Raw genomic sequence first — 17,849 nt, 5'->3', positions numbered from 1 at the left:
GCTCAGTCGCGCGGGCGCAGCGTCTCCAGCCGCTCCCGCTGCGCACCATCGGCGCTGAAATTATCCGGCGCCAGCCAGCGCTCAAAGGCGAGCTTTAATACCGGCCAGTCGCCATCGATAACAGAGAACCAGCAGGTATCGCGGCTGCGACCTTTGTAAACCATCGCCTGACGGAACACGCCTTCGGGCTGAAAGCCGAGCCGCAGCGCCGCCTGGCGCGACGGCTGATTGCAGCTGTCGCATTTCCATTCGTAGCGGCGATAGCCGAGCTGGTCAAACGCATACGCCATCAGCAGAAAGTGCGCCTCGGTGGCCATGCGGGTACGCTGCAGCAGCGGTGAAAACACCACATATCCCACTTCCATTACGCCGTGCTGCGGCTCGATACGCATCAGCGCGAGCGTACCCACCGCCTGCCCGCGCTGCAGGTCGATTACGGCAAAATGCAGGTAATCGGGATTGTGCTGGCAGGCGGCGGCGAACGTCAGCCACTCATGCTGCGATGCCGGACGCTCCACGGGCAGCCAGGTCCAGCTGCTATCGTCCGCGGCGTGCGCATGCGCGGCGCTGAGATCGGACGCGTGGCATGACGCATCCAGCGGCTCAAGGCGGCAGTAACGCCCCTGAAGCGTGACGCGCTCCGGACGCGGACGCGGCTGCCAGTCAGGCAACGCACTACCCGTCGGCTGGCCAAACTGATTAACGGTCGGGGCCATCTTTCCTGCCTCTGAAATAAAACAGGCGGACCCGGTGGCCCGCCTGCTGGCGTTATCCTTTAAAGAAGATGTCGCCCGATTTGCCCATCACGATTTTGCCGCTGTCATCGGTGATCTGAATATAGTTGGCGTTGATGTAAGCCCAGTGTGCACCAGCCTGCGGAGCGGGCAGATGACGCGCCTGCCAGTCAGTGATGGTGTACTCTTTTTTGCGATACTCTTCCGGTACCACATCGCCGACCTTATGCTCTTTGTAGTCGATAATAATGGTGTGCAGATTGTAGTTGTTGGCGGCGGAAGGCTGCTCGCCGGTGCCGTTGTTAGACGGGCGAACCGGCGCGTCATCGCCTGATGCAGCAGGTGCCTGAGCGGCTGGCGCATCGGCGTCTGGCACCGGCGCGGCATCAGGGGCCTGCACATCCGGCTGCTCTACCTGAGGCGGCATCGGCACGCTATCGGTCTGCTCATCCGCTGCCAGTGCAGCTGGCGTCAGGCTGAGCGCGCCCAGAAACAGGCCGGCAGATAAAAGGGTTACGTGTGTCCTGCGCATTGGTGATTCCCACTCTGATTAATAGTCTGATGTCCATTTACTGACAAGCGCACCGGGCCAATGGTTCCCGCTGCCGTGCGGCGCTCGTCGCGTCATGCCACAGCATACCTCAGCCTGGCCCGATTCAGGCGCGCTAAAATTGCAAATAATCGTGATAATGCCGCTATAATCGCGCCATGAGATGCGGGCCTGGCCCGTACAGAATATTACGTGCAGGAGAGAAGCGATGAATCAGGGGCCGTTAACGGAAAAAGAGCTGAACTGGCTGGATGATATGCTGGAGAAGTATGGCAATGCGCACTCCGTGGTGGATACGGCCGAGCTGGATGGGATGCTGACCGCCCTGCTCTCCGGCCCGAATGATATTGAACCCAGCGAGTGGCTGGTGGCGATGTGGGGCGGCCAGAAGCATATCCCTAAATGGGCTAATGAGCGCGAGATGGATCGCTTTATGACCCTGACCTTTCAGCACCTGAACGATATTGCTGAACGTCTGGCCGAGTTTCCGGAGCAGTTTGACCCGCTGTTTGGCCTGCAGGAGATGGAGGGCCAGGAGTTTACCGTGGTCGAAGACTGGTGTTACGGCTATATGCGCGGCGTTGCGCTGGACGCCGACTGGTCACAGCTGCCTGAACCGCTGCAGCCGCAGCTGCAGGCGATTGCCCTGCACGGCAGTGAAGAGCAGCGTGAAGCGCGCGAGGCGCTCGATCCGGACGCGTTCGAAGCGAGCATGGAGGCGATCCGCCCGGCAGCGCTGGAACTGCACGAATACTGGCAGGCCGAGCGCATGGCACAGCCCGATCCCGAGCCACAGCTGCCGTTCTTTGCCGGTGACAAAACCGGACGCAACGATCCCTGCCCGTGCGGCAGCGGCAAAAAATATAAGCAGTGCTGCCTGAATAAATAACCTGCGTTTGGTCGCATAATATCGCGCCCAATCCACCCCGGGGCGCATTAATGCGGCCCCTGCAAACGCCACCACAGGGCGCCATTTATGGCGCCCTGGTCCCGTGCGTTCTGCAATCAGAGAGCGGGTCTGACATCGCTGACTAATACCGGCAGCTGCCAGGCGCCGCCGGCGCGGATGGCGCGGCACATGCCGGTGGTGGCGTCACTACTCTGTACAAAACTGCGCCCATCCCAGACCCATGCGGCGGTACTCCAGCAGTCGCCAATGCCGCGGCCTTTCTGCGCTTCGCTAATTGCTCCGGCGTGATAATCGGAACCTGAGTCAGTGATCAGCTGCGGTGAACCCTGCAGCGCGCGATCCATCAGCCAGTAGCCATACCCTTCGTTATAGGCACCACGCCAGCAGAGGGCGGCGATCAGTACGTGGTCCGCATCCACAGCAGTCAGCGTCGGCGGCTCTGCGCCCTCTTCCGGCTGATCGTCCGCCGGTGCGAGATTATCGCAGCTGTCATCATCCGTCAGCGTAGCGATAAGCGCCGGCTTGATCCGCGCCAGCTCCTGCGGCGTCAGCGGACGCGGCTTTGCCTCAACGGTTCTGGCCTGGATAATCACCGGCATGGGTACGGCGGGCGGCACGCTGCTTTCCGGTTTGCTGCCTTTACGCACCAGCGCACCCGGCGTGCCGATGCGCCCCTGCGCCTCATCCATTTTCAGCAGCACGGCAAAGGCGCCGTTTGCAGAGAGATCAAACGGCTCGGCACCGCCACGGAACTCCACGCTGCCGCTGCCTTTAATGGCAGTGATAATCGACCGGGTCTGCGCATCGGTCAGCGTCCACTCATCGTTATCGGCCTTCGCCAGTTCACCCTGCGGGCGATCGTCGATCCAGAGCGTCAGCGTATCGACCTGCTTTGAGTCATCATCGCCGGTATCCGCCAGCACCACCCGACCATGCGTCGCCGTATCCGGCCCGCCCGCCCGCGTCAGCAGCACCGATCCCCCCGCGCCCTCTTCCGCGCTATAGCCCGCCGCACGGCAGGTCAGCGTGTTATCGCACGCCAGCTCCCACTCTTTATGAGCAAACGAGACGCCCTCTTCAGCTATCGCCGGTACCATCAGGGCGTTAAGCAGAGGGAGCGCCAGCAGCAACCGTATCTTCATGCCATGTTTTCCATCAGAATAAAGCAGCAGTGTGAGGATTTTTTGCAGGCAGGAGAAGTGAATTTTTGCAGCGGCTGAGACGCACGGATCTCTGCCGCTGAGTGCTTAGCGGCTCAGTTCCGCCTGCGCGTCAGCCAGCTCTTCACGCGCCTCAGTGAGTTTGCGCTGCTGTTTTTCTATCTTATCGCGGCGGCCGCTGGCCTGCGCCTCCTGCAAATCCGCTTCGCGCTCGGCCACTTTCTGCTGCTTCTCCGCCACTTTCTCCTGACGCTCCTGCAGCAGGCCCGCATCAGTGCAGTGCTGCTGATTTTCACGCAGCGCTTTTTCCAGCCCGTTGATGCGCGCTTTATTGCCATATTCCCGCGCCATCTCCAGCTCCTGCTGGATCGACTGCTGTTTTTGCAGACAACCACCGGCAGCCTGCGCGGCGGTGGCAGAGAGCGCTGCTGCCAGTGTAATCAATGCAATCGCTGTTTTTTTCATGGTTTCATCCTGAACGCAGAGTAAAGCGCTTATTATAAGGCGGGTTCTTAACAGATTCTTAAAAGCGCAGCGCGGCAAAGAAAAAAAGCGGCTTGTTTTGATTTGAATCATCTTTGTTACCAGAATGGGGCTACTGTAAGAGCCCTTTTCTGTATTGCGCCTATCCACAATATTTCATTTGCAATAAATTTTTATATTTAAGAAAGATCACCACTTAAATGTAAAAGTATAAGTTTACCTGGATGTCTATAAAACAACTCTGATATATAGCAAGCCATTAAATAACCCGCAAAATAAATAAGATCAATATATCTGCAGCCATGAAAAATTCAAAAAATTACATGTCAGTTATTTTCTTAATATCATGAGGCGCAGTTAAAGGCAGCATAATTTCAGCAGGTGAAAAACCTGCCCTCATAGCATCCAGCTCTTCATTAGAAGGCGTTCTGGCCGTAGTGCCATTTTCAGACGCTAAAAACAAAACAATATCATTACCATCAATATCATTGCTTAAAAGAGGTGTACTGTGAGTGCTTATTATAATTTGCTTTTGATTACGCGCCCCTTTTAGCGTATTTTCAATAATTCCAGGTATGTATCTTACAATTTCACTATTTAAAGATAACTCTGGTTCTTCCAGCAAGAGTAATTGCCTTTTTTCTAAAAGAGACCACATTAAGCCAATCAGACGTAAAGTACCATCAGAAAACTGGTCTTCTTTTTGCCACCCCGCGTTAGGCCTCCAGTGTTCATAACGAGCTTCCAAATGTGGTTGCCCTGAGTCATCTCGTTCAAATCTTAATTCTTTGAATTGGGGCACAGCAATTGATAAACCCGCTTGTATTTTTTTCAACCATGCATCACGGGTACGACTTTGTGTGTTAGCCAGCCTATCCAGAAAACCTTGTCCAAATGGATCGTCCTCAATTTTATTAACGCCTATTTCTTTAGCAAATTTAAGTAATTGAGGTACAATATGCAAGTATGTTATTGACGAAAAGAAGTTAGCAATCGGCCTGAAATCCTGATTCGCCAATATCTGCTCTAAATAAGTCTGAGTAAGCTGGATTGCATCGTTAGAATCTTTTCCATTTGGCCTTACTAAAATCTCTTTTCCATTTCTTACAACTCTTTCACTCGTAACATTTATAAGTTGCTTGCCGCGGCCAGATGCTTTGAATATCAGCTCATATGTCCATTTATCATCACTTTCAGCTAAATCAAGTATGATGGCGACTTCAGTATCGTTACGAGCTTGTAAACAACGCAACTTTGTAATTCCACCGCGGTCGTTTACGGCTTTTTGCAATCCTCCTCCGTCCTTGCAAAGATCGCTCATAAATCTAAACACATCTAAAAAGTTTGACTTTCCTACCGCGTTAGGGCCAATAATATAGACTCTTTCACCCAAATCAATATCGATATTCCTGAAGTTTTTCCAGTTTTTTAATTTTACCCTTGTGATATTCATTTTCATTCCTTGAATTTATTTTTAACTCACTTCTTAAAAATCAATATTCCGCCTCTAAAATTCAAAAAATATTATCGCCGTAAAAAAACAATAATACATTGATCTAAATCAGTTTTTAACGACTTACTGAGAACTAATAAGAGAAATTTATCTTTACGGAAATATGTGTGTTACTTACGACTTCAGCTTTTTCGCGCCCTGCCGAAAAGCAACTAATAAATCAATCAAATTTTATTTAGCGAATGAAACGTAGCTCGCTGGAATCGATTCTACAGAAATGAATGAAAGGTTTCTGGCTGGCGAACGTTGAATAAAACGATAAGTGGAAAGACAAACTGTCAGATCACAAAGAACATGCAATAAATGGCATTACTCCGGTACCTGTTACCTGCATATCATTTATAAACAACAGCTTCATTCACAAACATATCACCAGACCGGCTCTTACTAACGCTGCGATGCCGGAACAGGGCCCTGTGTTTAAACTGGCGGGCGTTGCACCGGATTATGCGGCCCGTCTGGATTTCAGTAATCAACCCTCTCCGGCAGCTATTCATAAAATGAAAGTTCGTCAGGAACGGGCAGAAAAGGAGAAATCAGTATGACGGGCCGGGCCACTCCTGCGCATGCGCTTACCAGTTTTCGAAACGCCCGTATTCTGTGGGCTGGACATAATGAGAGCCGAAAAGCCGCTAAACAACAAATAAAATCTCTCCTCACTGCCACGGAAAAACCAGCAGATTATGCCCGACAGCTCGGGTTACTGCGGGAACGACTGGATGTGCTGAAATGGCAGATTAACTGCGCTGCGCGTGAGTATATGTACTCGCAGCATCTGCTGATGGAGGCCTGCACAGAAGACGCTCTCAGCAGTTTTATGCAGGCGAATGGAGCAGCCCTGACATCTGCACTGGCTCCGTTTCTTAAGGGGCGTGGAGGGGTTGACGTTGCGTCCCGTATGTTATGCAGTGCCTTGGTTCAACAGCTGGCAATAACACCGCCTGAAATCGCCGGGGATTATCGTGAGATTCTGGATAAATCCGGTGTGATGCCTGACCCCAAGATGGTTCGTGACTGCCAGGGTACTTACACCCCGGCACAACATCTGCGCTTTCAGCAACGCCTGAATGACATTAACGATATGCAGGAGTGATATTAATGGCACTTAAATGTCCTGAATGCGGTACGACGGCACACGCCAGAACCTCCGCCTATGAAGCACCATCGGTTAAACGCTCATGGTATCAGTGCCAGAACCTGGAATGTTCCTGCACATTTACCGCACTCGAAAGTGTGGATACGATAATTATGAAGCCCCGGCGCAATGAAAATGTACCAGTCGAACCGGAACAACCTGAAAAGCAGCAGAAAACGCTCAATCGCTATGGCTCCGCGTCAAAGCTGTCAGGCCGTCAGCAAATTCCTGTCTGATTAGCAAAAAACGTCCACGTAATCCCGGTCCAGTACCGGGTTTTTTACGCCTTTTCCCTAGCTGGCCTGAGAGCGCGTGAGTGCATGTCTATGGCGCATGATAACGCATGAGTCTTATGCACTATTTTTGATACGAAAGCCCTTGCGGGGTGGGTTCTGAGACGATTTGCTGGGTACATGAAAACCATTCTGTTAAGCAAAGCGGGCAGGCGGGCGGGGCATTGCGCGCAGGAATGTGTATACCGTTTTAGTAATGATCGCTGACATCTCACTTTTAATAATCATGATGGTAATATGATTATTGTGAATACGAGCTCAAGGTTTGAGCTCCGGAAAAAATACGTTGGGACGTCAAAAATCAACTTTGGAGTATCCACAGTTGATCCTTATTGGCCCCCTGTAAGCAAGCGCATCAAGCTAATAATTTTCAGCTCGACACTTCATGGTTTTTCCTGCATTGGGGTAAGCTAAACCTAGTATCGTGCATATGAAAGAGGGATGAGTTTATGAGTCTAAGAAAAGTTGGTAATATGGGACGTGGTGATTTTGACAGACTTTGCAATGCATCCGGCTTGATTTACAACAGCTCCTCTGAGGATGATTCCGGAGGATGGGATGCCATTGTCGAATTTCCTCTGTTAGGTGGTATAGCCTTACTGAATAGTTTGAATGAACAGCCTATACAATGTTTAGTGCAGATAAAGTCTTCTGACGGAGAAAAGAAAGGTGTACAGGTCAAACTTTCTAACATGAAACGTTTCTGCGACACACCTCTACCCTGCTTTTTCTTTTTTGCACGTTATAATAAGAATGCAAATATCGAATCAGCTTACCTTGTCCATATCAATAGGGATATTATGTTTCAGGTTCTAAAGCGGATTCGTCAAAATGATATAGGAAAAAAATCACCACTTCACAAACTTTCTTTCACGGTAAATTACTCTAATGAGGATGAGATAGATCTGACTAATGAATATGCACTCAAAAATGCTATTGAAAAACATATTCCTTATGGAATGAAAAAATATAGTGAAGATAAATTGAGAGAATTAGGTAATGTAGGATATAACGAAAGCCGCTATGCATTAAATTTCAAAGTTGATAATAATGAAGATTATAAGTCTCTTATTAATGCCACGCTTGGATATCCGACCAGAATAAATGTAAAAGATGTTCGCGGTTGGGATACTCGATTTGATGTTAATTTTCAGATGGAAGAACTGACAACTGAACAAGCAACAATCGAAATAAGATCTGTTGAAGCATTTTCAACAGGCTCTATAATATTCGAAGATGACAAAGAAGATGTCTCTTTTAAGTGTGAATTTTTCGTTTCTCCTATTGCACTTAATGCTCCAAAGGATCTGGCAAGCTTTAGAATTTGCTCGGACTTTTTCGATTTACTGGTTGGCATTAAAAATAACAAATTGAAAATAGATTTTGAATCATATGATAAGCCTTTTCATTTAGCTGATATTAGAGAATTACTGTTATTAATGAAGATCTTAAATGCCCCAAGCGGAGATCTGAAGTTAACGATAAAAAACAATGAGGGTAACGAAACATCCTTTTTAGCCTCGAGTAATTCATTTTCTGCGAGTCCAATTACTAACGAAATAATAAAGGCAGAACAAATAGCCTTGGCTTTGATACAAGTTGCTTCATACTTTAGAGTAGATAAAAATTGTAAAGTAAGTATAAATGAATTAATTCGCAAACAAAAAGATATTGAAAGGATGCATACCTTAATTAGTAAGGTTCCGGGCGGCTATCCAGCTCTTCGCTTAGAGATTCCAGAACACGATGATAACATTGACTCTTCAAAGGAATTAAGAATATTTATCGCCATCCCTTTAATTTTGTCATCTTTTTCAATTTGCCTCACTTGCGTTGCCAGGGGCTCCTTTACATATCAAAATAACGCTATGACATTTAATGATTATGAAATAAATATTGAAAAACTAATTCGCGAAAATAATCTTAAAGAACTTAAAAAGCAATGCCAAGCAGTTTCTGATAAAGTAAATAAAAAATTGGAGAAGGATAGTATGGACTTTTACTATTACAACTCATTCTCGCAAGAAACCCCTTAATTAATAGAGAGGAAATTTAAAAAAGGAACAATATAACTATTTAATAAATTCTTGATTTTTAAATGGTTTTACCAAAAAAGAAAAAATATGATAAAAATCGACTTATAGTTTATTCAAAATATTTATAAGGTAGAAGAAATGGATAAAGATAATTTATTTAATGATCTAAACAAACTGAACGTTTATTTGGACAGTCTAGATGAAAGAGGCCTAATATTGTCTCTAGCGGCTTTCTCTGAAGACGCCTTAGGTAAAATTCTTTTGACGTTTATGCTCGATAACAAAGTATCTAAAGAATTAACCGAAGGATTTAATGCACCTCTTGGAACATTTTCTTCACGAATAAAAGCCTGTTTTTCCTTGAGGCTAATAACAGAGGGCCAATACAAATATTTTGAATTTCTTAGAAAAATAAGAAATAAATTCTCTCTCAGCTGGGAAAACATTTCAATTGAGGATCAGGATATTTCTCAGAAAATTAAATTTTTAATCTTCAGTCGCATTGATATTTAATGCCCGGAGGATAACTATCAAAAAATAAAAAAATCCATATCGTGTTTAATAATTGAAATGAAGATAACCACATCTCAAATAAAAAAGAAAAACTTCAAAGCAAGGTTAATTTTTTCAAATGTTAACATAGGGTTCTCCGGTAAGTATGAGGAACAAGTTAATGATATTAAGAAGAGCATAGAATCCATAAAAAATGATTTAATATCCCGTGATAAAAATATAAAGTCATTTGCAGTACATACTGCTAATTTATTCATTGAACGTTTATCATATGTGCAATTTAACCATGATGACCTAGATGTTTTTTCTGACCAATTAGTATATATCCTAGAAATAAAATACCAATTGCTTAATTTATTAGGAATTAATGGAGGTACAGTTTTAAGTCAAGAGGAAAAGGCAAGGTTGAAAAAAATTTTATAGAAGGAATTACGATTCAGACTAGTAATGTATCTAACAAATGATAAAACCACACCGACTAAAACTGTAATGAACAGAGTTAGTCGGCTGGCTTCTATAACAAAAGCCATACCGTTTGAACACTTTTCTTTTTGTTTTTTGACTATCATCTCAGAATGGCCATTGTACCTCGTTCTAAAATAATTCCCCTTGGTTGAGGTTTTCCCGCATTTTAAAATAGTATTTCAATTTATTATTATATAATTCTCTTACACAATTAACAAATTAGTTAATATATAATGTGTCAGTTACATTATTTTGCCGTGAATTTAGCAAATTCATAAGGTGTAACAGAGTTATTTCGATTGGCATCAAGAAAATCAGCCCACCATTGAACCATTAATCTACGTTCGTCTAAATGCTCAGAGGTATGAATATATGCTGCACGCACATTGTTACGCTCTGTATGACTCAACTGTCGTTCTATCGCGTCATCGCTCCATAAGCCTGATTCACCAAGCGCGCCACGCGCCATCGTCCTAAATCCATGCCCACAGACCTCGGTTTTCGTGTCATACCCCATCGCACGCAAGGCGCTATTTACTGTGTTCTCACTCATAACTTTGGCAGCGTCGTGATCCCCTGGAAACAGCAGCTCTTTATCACCACTAATCTGCTTAAGCTGCTCTAACAAAGCCATCGCCTGCCGACTAAGAGGAACTATATGTTCCTCTTTCATTTTCATACCACGATACGAGTAACGGACACCTTTAATTTCTTCTCGCTTTGCCGGTATACGCCAAAGAGATTTACAGAAGTCGAACTCATCCCAGCGAGCGAAACGCAACTCACTGGAACGCACAAAAGTGAGTAAGTAAAGCTCGACCGCGATCCGTGTCATTACACGGCCACGATATGCAGCGAGACGAGCAAGAAATTCAGGGAAGCGGCTAGATGGGGTAACGCTGGATAGTGTCGCGCTTTGGTTGTCGATAACGCACCAGCCATATCATTTGCCGGATTTGAGTCGATGTAATCATTCTGTACGGCATAACGCATAATAGCCGTGACACGCTGCTGAAGACGCTGCGCAACGTCATGCTTGCCACTGGCATCAACCTTTTTAATAGGGGCTAATAGGTGACTGGTTTTGAGCTGGCGAATGTCGGACGAACCGATATGAGGGAAGATATAAAGCACAAGATAGCGTAAAACGCGCGATCGATGGTCTTCACTCCAGCGCTTATTACTGGCATGCCATTCACGGGCGATGGCTTCAAAAGTATATGCCCCCGAATTTTCAGCCTGAGCTTCCTTCTGTTCGGCTTTTGGGTCAATGCACTGCGCTAAGAGCTTTTTAGCCTCGTCACGCTTTGCTTTTGCCTGAGCAAGCGTCACTGTAGGCCAAACACCAAAAGCGAGGCGATCCTCTTTTTTGTCAGAGGGGCGTCTGTATTTCATGCGCCAGTATTTAGAACCCTTGGCCGAAACCTCGAGATACAAACCACCGCCATCGGCCATTTTATAGGTTTTGTCTTTTGGCTTTGCGGTCTCTACCTGTCTGGCGTTGAGCTTCATTTGGGGGCACATTTCTAATCGAAGTTAAGATGCCCCCAATAGCATCCGGATTTCAACGGACCACCTCGGACGGCTTAGGACGTAAAAATGGCTATAAACCTTGATTTTAAAGGGATAACTGGACTTTCTCGGATGGTCTTGGAAGAGTACTTGGTGCCGAAGGCCGGACTCGAACCGGCACGTATTTCTACGGTTGATTTTGAATCAACTGCGTCTACCGATTTCGCCACTCCGGCATGGATAAGGATACGGAAAACGCTGGCGATTATACCGTTACCCGTGGGGTGTGCAACCGCTATTGAACAGGGTGTGCGCTGAGCGTTGAAAAAAACAGCGTCATCATCTCATCTGAAACCAGAACACTCTCAATCTGCATGGCCCTGCCCCCTTCTCCGGAACTTTCTGAGATCTTCCTCCTCATATCCTGCATTATCGGCGTCTGAAAGACGGAACCATGAGGTTATACATGAGTAAATCAATGCAACGCGGCGTTTGGGCATGGGGTATGGCGGCAGCACTGGTTGCGGGCAGCGCGTCGGCGGCGAGCTGGCAGGATCAGCTGAGCAGCGCCGCTTCGCAGCTCTCGCAGCAGCAAAACAGTAATACCACCAGCAGCAATGGTGCGCAGAGCGGCGGGCTGTCGCTCTCCACGCTGACCGGCCTGCTGAACGGCGGCGATAAAGCGGTGAGCGCCAGCAATATGACTAACGCGGCGGGCGTGATGGAGTACTGCGTTCAGCATAACGTGGTGGATAACAACGTGAAGTCGGTGAAAGAGCAGGTGCTGAGCAAACTCGGCCTGAGCACGCCGGCGGCGCAGGAGCAGAAAACTGATTATCAGCAGGGTATCGCGGGCCTGCTCAATACCGGTAACGGCCAGCAGCTTAATTTGCAGAGCCTGAGCAACTCGCCAATGGGTGAGAAGCTTAAAACCAAAGCGTGTGATGTCGTGCTGAAGCAGGGCAAAAAATATATCGGCATGTAATCAGCGCCGTGTGCCGGGCCGCTGTCCCGGCCTTATCGTGCTGATGAATGAGATTTTTTATGGCCAGATGCGTATGCTGCTGGCCTCCCCATGTTTTTCTGTGCGCCCTGACGCTATAGTGAGATTTTGCAGCAAACAGGACAGCGCGCATGAAAGGCATCAACATAGCGATTTACTTCGATCCCGATCTGATTCGACTCTGCGTACATGAGCAGGATGACAGCTACCTCAACCAGACCTTTCAGTATGACGACAGCGTCATTGAAGAGATCTATCAGTGGCTGGAACAGTACACGCCAAAGCGCACCCATATCTGCCTGATTGAGCACGACACCGCTGATATCCTCGCCGATGAGCTGACCGATAACGGCTATCACGTCCATCAGGTGAGCCAGCATGATTTGCTGAGCTGGTTCGCCAGCGAGCCGCCTGCTACGCCGGATGGATCGCCGGTGCGCGCCCTGCTGCGCTATCTCGAGAGCGAACGCCCGGCGGAGTATGAGTCGCGCACGCCGCAGATCGAAGCGCTGATGGATCTGCTGGATGAGCTCGACGCGCTGGAAGGCGTGGATGAGGTGGAGGATGAAGATAGCCTGCCGGATAACGTGCTGCGCCTGATGAAGCAGAAAAAAATCAGCGCTGATGATGCCGCGCAGCGCCTGCTGCCGGAGGTCAATGAGCGCATCCGCGAACACCTCATTAACTACCCCGAACTGATGACGCCGGAGCTGCTGGAAGATTTTTTCCCCGAGATGATCGAAGCGCTCGATACGCCAAAGCACTGAGTAATACATCCTGTCACAGGGCTGCACACGCGGCCCTGCCCTGCGGAGATGCATGATGCTGGAACTCTTCAAAGCGATAGGCCTCGGGCTGGTGGTGATCCTGCCGCTGGCCAACCCTCTGACGACCGTGGCGCTGTTTTTAGGGCTGGCGGGCGAGATGAATTTTCAGGAGCGTAACCGTCAGGCGCTGCAGGCGTCGGTCTATGTGTTTCTGATCATGATGGTCGCCTGGTACGCCGGCAACGCGGTGCTGCACACCTTTGGTATCTCGATTCCCGGCCTGCGCATGGCGGGCGGGCTGATTGTCGCCTTTATCGGCTTTCGCATGCTGTTTCCGGCAAAACCGGTCGGCCATTCGGTAGAGGCGCGCCATAAAAAAGATGAGCAGGATGCCAGCGACGATCCGCGTGAGACGGTGAATATCGCCTTTGTGCCGCTGGCGATGCCGAGCACCGCCGGTCCGGGTACCATTGCGATGATCATCAGTTCAGCCTCAACGGTGAAAGCCGGCGTCGATTTCCCCGCCTGGGTGGTGATGGTCGCCCCGGTGCTGACCTTTCTGGTGGTAGCCCTGATTTTATGGATTTCACTGCGCAGCTCCGGCGCGATTATGAAGCTGGTGGGCAAAGGCGGCATTGAAGCGATTTCGCGCCTGATGGGTTTTCTGCTGGTCTGTATGGGCGTGCAGTTCGTGATTAACGGCGTGCTGGAAGTGGTGCGCACGTTTCATTGAGTCTGGTGCGGGTATTGGCCAGGGCGCCATTGAATTTCGTGCGGACATTAACCAGGGCGCCATTAATGGCGCCCTTACGGGGGCGGTGTAGGGGGCGCATTTATGCGCCCCTGGTTGAATCCGGGTGACGGTTAATGCAGGGTTTTGCGGACGTCGGCGACCTGCTCTTTGGTCACGGCCGCGGCGCGGTTGCTCCAGCCCTGGCGAACGAAGGTGGCGAGCTGTGCGACCTCTTCGTCGCTCAGGCGCTGGCCGAAGCCCGGCATCGCCAGCGTCGACGGCGCTTTAGCCGTTGAAGGCTGCTGCGCGCCAACAAGGATCGTGTGGATCAGCCCCGTCGGATCGCCTGCGTTCACGATCGTTGCCTGATCCAGCTCGGGGAAGATCCCCGGCGCACCCTTGCCGGTTACGAAGTGGCAGGCGCCGCAGTTGTCGAGATAGAGACGCTCGCCTTCGCTCAGGTTCTTCGCGGCCGTCAGTTTCGCTTCGGTCTGCTGCTGCGCCTGCACGTTGTAGGCCTGCAGTGGCGGATTGCCGCCGAGGAACTTCAGGTAAGCAGCAATCGCTTTCAGATCGGCGTCGGTCATATGGGAGCTGGAGTGCTCAATCACCGACTTCATCTCACCGCCCACGGCAGCTTTATCGTTACGCCCGGTCTGCAGGTAATCGATCACCTCCTGCTCGCTCCAGTGCGGCATACCGCGCAGCGACGGCACATCCCAGTTATTCAGGCTGCCGCCGGCGAGGAAGGTTTTGTCGCTGCTGTCGAGCGATTTCTCATTCATACCGAGACCGCGCGGCGTATGGCAGCTGCCGCAGTGGCCAAGACTCTCAACGATATAAGCCCCGCGATTCACTTCAGCAGAAGCGCCGCCAATCGGCTGAAACGGGTTGTCGGAGGTAAACGCCCAGTTCCAGAAGCGCATACCCCAGCGCTGGCTGAACGGGAAGCTCAGCTTCGTCTCCTGCGGCTGTTCGCTGCTCGGCTTTACGCCCTTCATAAAGTAGACCCAGAGCGCGTGCATATCAGCATCGCTGATCTTCGCATAGTCCGGGTACGGCATGGCCGGATAGAGGCGTGAACCATCCGGCAGCACCCCTTTACGTACCGCGTCAGAGAACTGCTGTTCGCTGTAGTTACCGATACCGTGCGCTTTGTCCGGCGTGATGTTGGTGGAGTAGATCGTGCCCAGGTTCGACTCAATCGCCAGCCCGCCCGCGTAGGCTGCTTTGCCCGCGACGCTGTGGCACGCCATGCAGTCGCCCAGCCGCGACAGATACTCGCCCTGCTTAATCAGGGCCGCTTCATCTTCCGCCTGCGCCTGCAGCGCCACGCCGCTCAGCGCCAGCGCTACCAGTAATGTTAGTTTTTTCATCTGCTTATGCCTGTACCAGTGGGCCGGGGTTCTTCAGATACTGCTCTTTGATCGCCTGCGCCGCCATCAGGGTGATCGCGCCGATGGTATCGGTCGGGTTCGCCTGGAAGTTTTGCGGGAAGGCGTTGCCGCCCGGCACAAAGACGTTATGCACGTCCCAGCTCTGCAGGTATTTGTTCAGCGCCGAGGTTTTCGGGTTATCGCCCATCACCGCACCGCCCACGTTGTGGGTTGAGACATATTTGGTGAGGTCAAAATCGGCGCCCATCGGCAGGAAGCTCATACTCATGCTGTCCGGGTTCAGCTCTTTGGCAATATCGCCCACGATGCCCTTCAGATGCTGCTGCAGCTTCAGCTCGTTCTCTTTCCAGTTAAAGGTCATACGCAGCAGCGGGTTGCCGCGATGATCGGTGTAGTGCGGATCGAGATCGAGATAGATATCGCGATAGGACTGGCAGGTGGTGGTGATGCTGATCTTCATCGAATGGTTGTACCACTGCTCCAGACCCTCTTTGTAGCCCATACCCCAGGCGGGCGTGCCTTTCGGCAGCGCAGCGGCCATCGGCGTACCGGTCGCCTGCGAGCTGTGGATCTTGGCGCCGCCAAGGAAGCCGAGGCCCGGGCCGTCGAAGTTGCCTGGCGAGATGTCATTGAACATCTGGCCGGTCGCGCCGGCGGTGGCGTAAGAGTTGAAGTTCTTGTCTTTAAAGAACAGCGTGGCGCCGCCGTTGGAGAGAAACGCATAGTTGCGCCCTACCACACCCTCTTCGGTAATTGGGTTATACGGTTTGCCGATACCGGATAGCAGCATCAGACGCACGTTGTAGAGCTGGAAGCTGGAGAGCACCACAATTTTGGCTGGCTGGAACACCTCGTTGCCGTCGGCATCGTAGTAGATCACGCCTTTTGCGGTTTTGCCATCATCGTGCAGCACGACTTTAGCCACTTCAGCGTTCACTTCGTAGGAGAAGTTCGGCAGTCGCTTCAGCGCATCCATCACCGCCGTCTGCGGTGACGCTTTGGAGTAGTTCAGGCACGGATATTTTGAGCAGTAGCCGCAGTAGTTGCACGGTGCGATCTGGTTGCCGTAGGGGTTTTTCCACGCACGCGACACGCAGGCTGAAGGGTTCGGGAACGGATGATAGCCGAGCTTCTTCGCCGCCTCTTTAAACATCACGTTGTTGAGCGTGTCGTCCAGCGCCGGCAGCGGGTAAGGCTCTGAGCGCGGCCCTTCAAACGGATCGCCGCCTTCAAGGATCTGACCACGCAGGTTGCCGGTGGTGCCGGACTGCCCGCAGATCAGCTCAAACTTATAGAAGTAAGGCTCAATCTCTTCCCAGCTGAACGGGAAGTCCATAACGCGCATATCATCCTGCAGAATGCCCGGCTTATACGCCTGATCAACATAGGTTTTCAGTTTGATATCGGTCGGGGTCGGACGGATCAGTACCGCCGTCCAGTGCATGCCTGCGCCGCCCACGCCGGTGCCGGGCGCAAAGGCGCCCCATTTGCGGGTAGGCAGTGCAGTCTGATCCATATTGTAACGCACCGTCACCGCCACCTCTTTCGGCGTGGCGAAGACTTTGTTACGTACGTTATAGGCGTATTCATCGGCCGGCTTCGGGTAGGCGAAGTCGGGATAGTCGCGCTCGCCGCCGCGCTCCAGCGCGCGCACCTCAAGTCCGGCCAGCGCCAGCTCGATACTCATCAGCGAGCCGGCCCAGCCGAGGCCGCATACAACGACATCGACTTCTTTTTTTGTAATCTGTGCCATGTTAATTCTGTCTCACATACCAAATAGGGAAATTCAGGCGCGCTGGCCCAGCAGGCTGACCGGCCCGAGCGGATACGGCACGTTGTGCTGCTTCACCCATTCGGTAAAGCTGGCGCGGGCGCCCGGGAAGCCGATAGCGATCCACGCTTTCATGCCTTTATTGCCGCCATACATCGGGTCGGCAAGATAACCATGTTTGGTATCAGCCAGCAGCTGGCTGAAGAACTGTGAGGCTTTCAGCGACGGCTCGCCCAGCGCCGCAAAATCGAGGCCATCATTCTTGTTGATACGGGTCAGCACGGCATCTTTCTCTTCCGTGCTCAGCTCGTGGAAGGCTTTCTGATAGGTCGTCTGCGTCCACTGCTCCACCAGCTTGATGGCGGTGCGGTACATCTGCTGCGGCGTAAACGGGATCTGATAGCCCATGGTCGCCGGCGCGTGGACATCAAACGGCCCCTGCAGATAGATTTCTGCACCGAACTCCGGCGTGTGCAGCTGCTGGTCGATAAAAATCGGTACGTTGGTTTCCAGCGCGCCGGGCGCCTTGCCGCTGCCGCCAGCCGGGATCAGACGGTCGGTTGCCGCCAGGATAAACTGCCATTCACTGGCGCTGAAAAAGATCGGCTTATAATCGGCGAGTTCCGGCGCAGCCATTTCTGCCGCCTGCGCGGCGGTAACGCCTTTTAATAAAAGGTCGCTGACCGGCAAAGCCAGCAGCGCCCCGAGTAAAAATTTACGTCTGGTGGTGGGTTTTTCTAACAGCATGGCGCGACAATTCTCACTAGCTAAGAAAGATAATTTATATTTTTGTTAATGACGTTATAAATCGGCAAACAAGCGGGCAATCTTATGGATACAAATATTTCAGGATGTAAAAATTAAATTTAAAATG

The 17,849-nt window shown here is 50.7% G+C and carries 17 protein-coding genes, 1 tRNA gene and 2 pseudogenes; 10 read left to right on the top strand and 10 right to left on the bottom strand.

Annotation, left to right across the window (positions count from 1 at the left end):
• Positions 1-2: 2 nt before the first annotated feature.
• Together F3J39_RS13900 and F3J39_RS13895 are read right to left on the bottom strand one after the other, a co-directional pair.
• Complete coding sequence (locus F3J39_RS13900) at positions 3-716, bottom strand: GNAT family protein (protein WP_166714325.1); 714 nt, start codon at positions 714-716, stop codon at positions 3-5.
• Between the two features lie 52 nt (positions 717-768).
• Complete coding sequence (locus F3J39_RS13895) at positions 769-1,266, bottom strand: RcnB family protein (protein WP_104085567.1); 498 nt, start codon at positions 1,264-1,266, stop codon at positions 769-771.
• A gap of 226 nt (positions 1,267-1,492) precedes the next feature.
• Here F3J39_RS13895 and F3J39_RS13890 point away from each other — a divergent pair, with 226 nt between their 5' ends.
• Positions 1,493-2,173 carry a YecA family protein gene (locus F3J39_RS13890; protein WP_108569972.1) on the top strand — a complete coding sequence of 227 codons (681 nt, stop codon included), beginning with the start codon at positions 1,493-1,495 and terminating at the stop codon, positions 2,171-2,173.
• Positions 2,174-2,289: 116 nt separating this feature from the next.
• On the opposite strand, the gene F3J39_RS13885 is transcribed toward F3J39_RS13890, so the two are convergent.
• The 3 genes from F3J39_RS13885 to F3J39_RS13875 all read right to left on the bottom strand — a co-directional run bounded on the left by F3J39_RS13885 (position 2,290) and on the right by F3J39_RS13875 (position 5,290).
• Entirely contained in the window at positions 2,290-3,336 is a 1,047-nt protein-coding gene (locus F3J39_RS13885; RefSeq protein WP_166714324.1) for a DUF1176 domain-containing protein, read from the bottom strand.
• A 105-nt stretch (positions 3,337-3,441) separates the two neighbouring features.
• The gene (locus tag F3J39_RS13880) at positions 3,442-3,819 is read right to left on the bottom strand and encodes a DUF1090 domain-containing protein (protein ID WP_166714323.1); all 378 of its coding nucleotides are present in this window, start codon (positions 3,817-3,819) and stop codon (positions 3,442-3,444) included.
• 337 nt (positions 3,820-4,156) lie between these two features.
• Complete coding sequence (locus F3J39_RS13875) at positions 4,157-5,290, bottom strand: ATP-binding protein (RefSeq protein WP_166714322.1); 1,134 nt, start codon at positions 5,288-5,290, stop codon at positions 4,157-4,159.
• Positions 5,291-5,703: 413 nt separating this feature from the next.
• Between F3J39_RS13875 and F3J39_RS13870 the strand changes: the two are divergent.
• The 6 genes and pseudogenes from F3J39_RS13870 to F3J39_RS13845 all read left to right on the top strand — a co-directional run.
• Positions 5,704-5,895 (top strand): annotated as a pseudogene (locus F3J39_RS13870) (septation initiation protein); the annotation flags it as partial.
• A complete protein-coding gene (locus F3J39_RS13865; RefSeq protein WP_166714321.1) occupies positions 5,892-6,443 on the top strand; it encodes a phage polarity suppression protein in 552 nt (183 codons plus the stop codon). The pseudogene F3J39_RS13870 and the gene F3J39_RS13865, both read left to right, overlap by 4 nt.
• A gap of 5 nt (positions 6,444-6,448) precedes the next feature.
• On the top strand, positions 6,449-6,721 hold the full coding sequence (locus F3J39_RS13860) for an ogr/Delta-like zinc finger family protein (protein ID WP_021567516.1): 273 nt from the start codon (positions 6,449-6,451) through the stop codon (positions 6,719-6,721).
• Between the two features lie 506 nt (positions 6,722-7,227).
• The gene (locus tag F3J39_RS13855; protein WP_166714320.1) at positions 7,228-8,814 is read left to right on the top strand and encodes a hypothetical protein; all 1,587 of its coding nucleotides are present in this window, start codon (positions 7,228-7,230) and stop codon (positions 8,812-8,814) included.
• 138 nt (positions 8,815-8,952) lie between these two features.
• The gene (locus F3J39_RS18875) at positions 8,953-9,327 is read left to right on the top strand and encodes a hypothetical protein (RefSeq protein WP_247648266.1); all 375 of its coding nucleotides are present in this window, start codon (positions 8,953-8,955) and stop codon (positions 9,325-9,327) included.
• A 57-nt stretch (positions 9,328-9,384) separates the two neighbouring features.
• On the top strand, positions 9,385-9,750 hold the full coding sequence (locus tag F3J39_RS13845; RefSeq protein ID WP_166714319.1) for a hypothetical protein: 366 nt from the start codon (positions 9,385-9,387) through the stop codon (positions 9,748-9,750).
• Between the two features lie 289 nt (positions 9,751-10,039).
• On the opposite strand, the pseudogene F3J39_RS13840 reads toward F3J39_RS13845, so the two are convergent.
• Positions 10,040-11,304: pseudogene (locus tag F3J39_RS13840) on the bottom strand (integrase arm-type DNA-binding domain-containing protein).
• Between the two features lie 151 nt (positions 11,305-11,455).
• Positions 11,456-11,540 (bottom strand) — tRNA-Leu (locus F3J39_RS13835).
• Between the two features lie 242 nt (positions 11,541-11,782).
• On the opposite strand from F3J39_RS13835, the gene F3J39_RS13830 reads away from it, so the two are divergent.
• From F3J39_RS13830 to F3J39_RS13820, 3 genes are all read left to right on the top strand, one after another.
• On the top strand, positions 11,783-12,289 hold the full coding sequence (locus tag F3J39_RS13830; RefSeq protein WP_071669152.1) for a DUF2501 domain-containing protein: 507 nt from the start codon (positions 11,783-11,785) through the stop codon (positions 12,287-12,289).
• A gap of 149 nt (positions 12,290-12,438) precedes the next feature.
• Positions 12,439-13,074 (top strand): hypothetical protein, encoded by a 636-nt coding sequence (locus F3J39_RS13825; protein WP_071669124.1) that lies wholly within the window; start codon positions 12,439-12,441, stop codon positions 13,072-13,074.
• Positions 13,075-13,129: 55 nt separating this feature from the next.
• Positions 13,130-13,807: a MarC family NAAT transporter gene (locus tag F3J39_RS13820; protein WP_065650243.1), complete on the top strand. Its 678-nt coding sequence runs from the start codon at positions 13,130-13,132 to the stop codon at positions 13,805-13,807.
• Between the two features lie 131 nt (positions 13,808-13,938).
• On the opposite strand, the gene F3J39_RS13815 is transcribed toward F3J39_RS13820, so the two are convergent.
• Genes F3J39_RS13815 through F3J39_RS13805 form a run of 3 tightly spaced genes read right to left on the bottom strand, consistent with a single transcriptional unit; the run spans position 13,939 to position 17,722 of the window.
• Positions 13,939-15,183, bottom strand: a complete 1,245-nt coding sequence (locus tag F3J39_RS13815; protein WP_166714318.1) for a c-type cytochrome — start codon at positions 15,181-15,183, stop codon at positions 13,939-13,941.
• Positions 15,184-15,187: 4 nt separating this feature from the next.
• Positions 15,188-16,957: a GMC family oxidoreductase gene (locus tag F3J39_RS13810; protein WP_039382349.1), complete on the bottom strand. Its 1,770-nt coding sequence runs from the start codon at positions 16,955-16,957 to the stop codon at positions 15,188-15,190.
• A 33-nt stretch (positions 16,958-16,990) separates the two neighbouring features.
• Positions 16,991-17,722: a gluconate 2-dehydrogenase subunit 3 family protein gene (locus tag F3J39_RS13805; RefSeq protein ID WP_071669127.1), complete on the bottom strand. Its 732-nt coding sequence runs from the start codon at positions 17,720-17,722 to the stop codon at positions 16,991-16,993.
• Between the last annotated feature and the right edge of the window lie 127 nt (positions 17,723-17,849).

The organism is Pantoea sp. Acro-807, assembly GCF_011752675.1.
GTDB classification, from domain to species: Bacteria; Pseudomonadota; Gammaproteobacteria; order Enterobacterales; family Enterobacteriaceae; genus Pantoea; species Pantoea eucrina.
This window is presented reverse-complemented; position numbering and strand designations above follow the sequence as displayed.